Here is a 5,797-nt window from a genome sequence, read left to right on the forward strand (position 1 = left end):
GCGCCGGACCTGTGCGGTGGGGGATCATCGGGGGCATGACAGCCGATGAGGGAACCGGGGAAGCAGAGGAAGCGCGCGGGGACATCGAAGCCGGGTCCGCCGGAAACGCCGGGGACGCCGATGCCGAGCGGGCCCGCAGGCTCGCGGCGTGGACCGCGGCGCGGCGGAAGCTGTCCGACGGCCCGGTGGACGGGACGATCGCCGGCCGGCTGGCCCGGCTCGCGGAGGAGGGCGCCGAGGTCTGCGACCTGGACGGCAGCCCCGACATCTACGGCGACGGGATCGTCGCCCGCCTGGAGGAGCGCACCGCCGCCGCGCTGGGCCACGAGGCCGCCGCGTTCTTCCCCACCGGCACCATGGCCCAGCAGGTCGCCCTGCGCTGCTGGGCGGGCCGCACCGGCAACCCGGTCGTCGCCCTGCACCCGGTGGCGCACCCCGAGCGCCACGAGCGGGGCGCACTGGGACTGCTGAGCGGGCTGAGCACCGTGCACCCCACCGCCGAGCCGCGCCTGCCCACCGCCGGGGAGGTGCGGGAGCTGGAGGAGCCCTTCGGCACGCTGATGCTCGAACTCCCGCTGCGCGACGCCGGTTTCGTGCTGCCCACCTGGGAAGAGCTGGTGGCGGTGGTGGAAGCCGCGCGGGAGCGGGACGCGGTGGTGCACTTCGACGGGGCGCGGCTGTGGGAGTGCGCCGCGCACTTCGGACGCACGCTCCCGGAGATCGCCGCTCTGGCCGACAGCGTGTACGTCTCCTTCTACAAGTCCCTGGGCGGCCTCTCGGGCGCCGCCCTGGCCGGTCCCGCCGACTTCGTGGCGCAGACGCGCGCCTGGCGGCACCGCTACGGCGGGCAGGTCTTCCAGCAGTGGCCCGCCGCGCTGTCCGCCCTGGTGGGGCTGGAGCGGGAGCTGCCCCGGCTGCCGGGGTACGTCGCACAGGCCAGGATGGTCGCGGCGGCGCTGCGGGAGGGGCTGGCGGAGGCCGGGGTGCCGTGGTTCCGGGTCCATCCGGCCGAGCCGCACACCCACCAGTTCCAGGTGTGGCTGCCGTACGGCGCCGACGGGCTGACGGAGGCGGGGGTGCGGCAGGCGGAGGAGGAGGGGACGGTGCTGTTCCGTGTCTGGGACACGCCGGGTACGCCCGGCCCGCCCGGAACGGCCGTGGCCGAGGTGACGGTGGGTGCCCCGGGGCTGCGCTGGGGGCCGCGGGACGTACGCGACGCTCTGTACGGCTTCCTCGCCCGCGTCCCGGAGCGGGGCTGATCCCCGGGAAAGGCCCCGGCCGCTCAGGCGCCCTTGCCACCCGCCCGCACCAGCCCCGTCTCGTACGCCAGCACCACCGCCTGCACCCGGTCGCGCAGTTCCAGCTTGGTGAGGATGCGGCCCACGTGCGTCTTGACGGTGGCCTCCGAGAGCACCAGGCGCCGGGCGATCTCGCCGTTCGACAGCCCCTGGGCGACCAGCAGCAGCACCTCGTGCTCGCGGTCCGTCAGCCGCTCCAGCTCCTTGGGGACGGACCGGTCGGAGGCGGCGGGCAGCAGGGAGGCGAAGCGGTCGAGGAGGCGGCGGGTGGTGGAGGGGGCGACCACCGCGTCGCCGCTGTGGACGGCGCGGATCGCGGCCAGCAGCTCGCCCGGCGGCACGTCCTTGAGCAGGAATCCCCCGGCCCCGGCCCGCAGGGCGGAGAAGGCGTACTCGTCGAGGTCGAAGGTGGTCAGGATCAGCACCCGGGGGCTGCCGGGGCCGCCCTCGCCCCCCTCGCAGATGCGGCGGGTGGCCTCGACCCCGTCGAGGCGGGGCATCCGCACGTCCATCAGCACCACGTCGACGGCCGTGGCGCGGAGCTTGGCCAGCGCCTCGGCGCCGTCCCCGGCCTCGGCCACGACCTCCATGTCGGGCTGGGCGTCCAGCACCATGCGGAAGCCGGTGCGCAGCAGCGCCTGGTCGTCGACGAGCATCACACGGACGGTCATGGTCTCCCCTGGGGCGGTTTCGTGGGGTGGTGGGACGGGTGCGGGCGGCGCGGCGGCGGGCGGCGCGGCGGTGAACGCTCCGGCGGCAGGCGGCCCCGCGGCGGACGGAGCGCTCCGCGCGGGACCGTTCACGCGGTGCTCTTCAGCGGCAGCACCGCGCTGATCCGGAAGCCGCCGCCGGGCCGGGGCCCGGCGTCCAGGCTGCCGCCGACCATGCCGACGCGCTCGCGCATGCCGATCAGTCCCTGGCCGAGCCCGTCCAGCCCGCCGACCTCGTACAGCTCACGCTGCGCGCCGCGGCCGTCGTCCTCGGCCAGCAGGGTCAGATCGTCGGCGCCGTAGGTCAGCCGCACCGTCGCGCCGACGTCGGGGCCGCCGTGCTTGCGGGTGTTGGTCAGAGCCTCCTGCACGATGCGGTACGCGGTCAGCTCGACGCTGCTGGGCAGCGGCCGGGGGGTGCCCTCGATGCGGAAGTCCACGGTCAGGCCCGCGCCGCGCACCTGCTCGACGAGGTCGGCGAGCTGCTCGACACCGGGCTGGGGCACGTACTCGCCGCTCTCGGAGTGCTCCCCGGTGCGCAGCACGCCCAGCAGTCTGCGCATCTCCGACAGCGCCTGGCGCCCGGTGCCGGAGATGGTCTCCAGAGCCTGCCGGGCCTGCTCGGGCGCGGTGTCCATGACGTAGGCGGCACCGTCGGCCTGGACGACCATCACCGAGACGTTGTGCGCGACCACGTCGTGCAGCTCGCGCGCTATCCGGGCCCGCTCGGCGGCGACGGCGACCTTGGCCTGTGCCTCGCGCTCGCGCTCCAGGCGGGCGGCCCGCTCCTCCAGCTGCGCGTAGTAGGCGCGCCGGGTGCGCAGCGAGTCGCCCATCACCCAGGCCAGCAGGAAGGTGGCGGTGAGGAAGACCGTGCCCAGCACCGCGGCGGCGGTGCCCTGGCCCTCGTTGGGCCAGCGCAGGGTGTGGACGGTGGGCGCGGCCAGTGCGCCGGCGAGGGCGAGTCGGGAGGCCCAGCGGACGTTGCGGGAGGCGTTGGTGAAGACGATCACCAGCAGGGCGAAGTTGGCCGGCACCGGGAACGCGCCCGTCACCACCTCCGCCAGCCCCGCCCCGGCGGCCAGCAGCAGCATCTTCTCCGGCGCCCGGCGCCGCAGGGCCACCACGGTGCACAGGACCAGGACGATCGGGACGGAGGCGGCCTGCTGGACGTCCCCCTGCCCCAGCGACTCGGCCGACGGCGGATGCGTCATGATCCCTACGAGCCACACGGCCGACATCACCAGCAGGACGGCGGCCCACGCCCCGTCGACGAGGGTGGGGTGCCTGCGTAGGAACTCGTAGAGCCGGTGCACATAACCCAGCGTAGGCAGACCGGGTACGCGCGGGGGTCAACCGGACGGCCGATCCCCCGCCTCCCCGTGTACTCCCCAGGGTGGAGGCATCGGGATCCCGCGGGGCTGGAGCAGCCAGGTGAAGGCGCCCAGGCCCGCCGGGTCGGTCAGCTCGGCGGCCTCGCCGGCACGGCCCAGCAGCCGTACGTACGCGGCCGGGTCCCGCGAGGCCAGGGCGAGCGGCGGCCGCCCGCCGCTCACGCCCAGGGCGCGCAGCGCCTCGCGCTGGGTGAGCGGCAGGCCCGGGCCGGTCACCGGGGCCCCGGCGCGCTCGGCCGCCGCCGCGCACGCGTCGAGGGCGACATGGGCGGTCAGGTCGCACCGGCCGTCGGGGACGGGCCGCACCTCGCGGCCCTCCCGGTAGCCGGTGAGGGTGCCCAGCGGGGGGCGGGCGGCGCGGGTGTGGGCGTAGTCGACGGCGACGGCCAGCCCGCGCTCCAGGCAGGACACCGCCCGCGCCCAGGCCGCGTCGCGGGGACGGCCGATCTCCGCGCGCAGCCCCGGCGCGGGCGGCAGCGGCCACCAGCGGTCCAGCCACCGGGCGTCCTCGCCGCTCACCGGCTCGCCCGGGTGCTCGGTGCCGTCGGCGTCCACCAGGACGTACCGGGGGACGCCGTCCCCGCCGGTCTCGGCGACGTCGAGGGGTACGTCGTCCAGCCACTCGTTGGCGAACAGCAGCCCGCTCACGCCGCGCGGCGGTTCGGCGGACCAGGCGACGGCCGGGTCGAGCCCCTCCGGCCTGGGAGCGCGTTCGACGGCGTGGGGGCGCACCCGTGCGGCCAGATCGCCGGGCTGCCCGGGCAGCGCCGCCAGTACGCCGGTCAGCAGTTCGCCGCGGCCGGCGCCGTAGTCGATCAGCGCCAGTTCGGCGGGGTGCCCCAGCACCCCGTCCACGCGCCGCAGCAGCTCGGCCACCGCGCCCGCAAACAGCGGCGAGGCGTGCACGGAGGTGCGGAAGTGGGCGGCGGGGGCGTGGCGCACGAAGAAGCCCTCCGGGCCGTAGAGCGCCTCCTCGGCCGCCTCCCGCCAGCGTCGCGGGCCCCCCGCCGTTCCTGCTGCCGCCCCCGCCGCTCGCCGCCTCACTTGTCGATGTCGCCGACGACGAAGAACATCGATCCCAGGATCGCCACCATGTCGGACACCAGCGTGCCCGGCAGCAGTTCGGAGAGCACCTGGACGTTGTTGTACGAGGCCGAGCGGAGCTTGAGCCGGTACGGGGTCTTCTCCCCCTTGGAGACCAGGTAGTAGCCGTTGATGCCCAGCGGGTTCTCCGTCCAGGCGTAGGTGGCGCCCTCCGGTGCCTTGAGCACCTTGGGCAGCCGCTGGTTGACCGGGCCGGGCGGCAGCTCGGCGAGGCGGTCCAGGCAGGCGTCGGCGAGGTCGAGGGAGTTGCGGGTCTGCTCCAGCAGCACCTCGAAGCGGGCCAGGCAGTCCCCCTCGGTGCGGGTGACGACCCGCAGCACGTCCGCCAGCTCCCCGTACGCCAGGTAGGGCTCGTCGCGGCGCAGGTCGAAGTCCACGCCGGAGGCGCGGGCGATGGGGCCGCTCACCCCGTAGGCGTGGACGGCCCCGGGATCGAGCACGCCCACGCCGCGGGTGCGGCCGCGGAAGATCTCGTTGCCCAGGACGAGCCGGTCGTAGGTGCCCAGCTTCGCGCGGACGGCGGCCACCGCTTGCCGGGTGCGGCCGAGCCAGCCCGCCGGGAGGTCCTCCTTGAGGCCGCCGACCCGGTTGAACATGTAGTGGATGCGCCCGCCGGAGACCTCCTCCATGACGCGCTGGAGGTCCTCGCGCTCGGTGAAGGCGTGGAACATGGGCGTGATGGCACCCAGCTCCAGCGGATAGGAGCCGAGGAACATCAGGTGGTTGAGAACCCGGTTCAGCTCCGCCAGCAGGGTGCGCGCCCACACGGCGCGCTCGGGGACCTCCATGCCCAGCATCCGCTCGACGGCCATGACGACGCCGAGTTCGTTGGAGAAGGCCGACAGCCAGTCGTGGCGGTTGGCCAGGACGATGATCTGCCGGTAGTCGCGCGCCTCGAACAGCTTCTCCGCGCCCCGGTGCATGTAGCCGACCACCGGCTCGGCCGAGCCGATCCGCTCCCCGTCCAGTACGAGCCTCAGCCGCAGCACACCATGGGTGGAGGGGTGCTGGGGGCCGATGTTGAGCACCATGTCGGTGCTCTCCGCCGCGCCGCCGATGCCGACGGTGGTCACGGCGGCGGCGCTGCCGGGGCGCTCGGCGGACTCGGCGGACTCGGCGGTGGTACCGGGATCGCTCATGGCTCTCAGTCTGGCAGCTCCGCCGGGAGGGGCGCCGCCCTCTCCCCTCTCCTCCCCGCGGTGGATACGCACTGTCACCACCGCCGCCTACCCTTGCCGTATGAGTCAGCTGACAGGGGGGCCGTCCGGCGGGGGGACCGGGCAGGCCGGAC

5 protein-coding genes are annotated in these 5,797 nt (G+C 75.2%); 1 reads left to right on the forward strand and 4 read right to left on the reverse strand.

Annotated elements, in window-relative coordinates; genetic code table 11:
• Window positions 1-35 precede the first annotated feature (35 nt).
• Window positions 36-1,259 carry a low specificity L-threonine aldolase gene (locus L7D48_RS24725; protein ID WP_237882649.1) on the forward strand — a complete coding sequence of 408 codons (1,224 nt, stop codon included), beginning with the start codon at window positions 36-38 and terminating at the stop codon, window positions 1,257-1,259.
• Window positions 1,260-1,282: 23 nt separating this feature from the next.
• On the opposite strand, the gene L7D48_RS24730 is transcribed toward L7D48_RS24725, so the two are convergent.
• The 4 genes from L7D48_RS24730 to L7D48_RS24745 form a co-directional block, all read right to left on the reverse strand.
• Window positions 1,283-1,969 carry a response regulator transcription factor gene (locus tag L7D48_RS24730; RefSeq protein ID WP_237882651.1) on the reverse strand — a complete coding sequence of 229 codons (687 nt, stop codon included), beginning with the start codon at window positions 1,967-1,969 and terminating at the stop codon, window positions 1,283-1,285.
• Window positions 1,970-2,097: 128 nt separating this feature from the next.
• A complete protein-coding gene (locus L7D48_RS24735; protein WP_237882653.1) occupies window positions 2,098-3,324 on the reverse strand; it encodes a sensor histidine kinase in 1,227 nt (408 codons plus the stop codon).
• A 36-nt stretch (window positions 3,325-3,360) separates the two neighbouring features.
• Window positions 3,361-4,446, reverse strand: coding sequence for an SAM-dependent methyltransferase (locus tag L7D48_RS24740; protein ID WP_237882655.1), 1,086 nt, complete (start codon window positions 4,444-4,446; stop codon window positions 3,361-3,363).
• Window positions 4,443-5,537, reverse strand: a complete 1,095-nt coding sequence (locus L7D48_RS24745) for an NADH-quinone oxidoreductase subunit D (protein ID WP_237882658.1) — start codon at window positions 5,535-5,537, stop codon at window positions 4,443-4,445. Before L7D48_RS24745 ends, L7D48_RS24740 begins: the two co-directional genes overlap by 4 nt.
• Window positions 5,538-5,797 lie beyond the last annotated feature (260 nt).

Origin of the sequence: Streptomyces sp. ICN903 (assembly GCF_022015835.1) — a bacterium.
Classification (GTDB): Bacteria; Actinomycetota; Actinomycetes; order Streptomycetales; family Streptomycetaceae; genus Streptomyces; species Streptomyces fenghuangensis.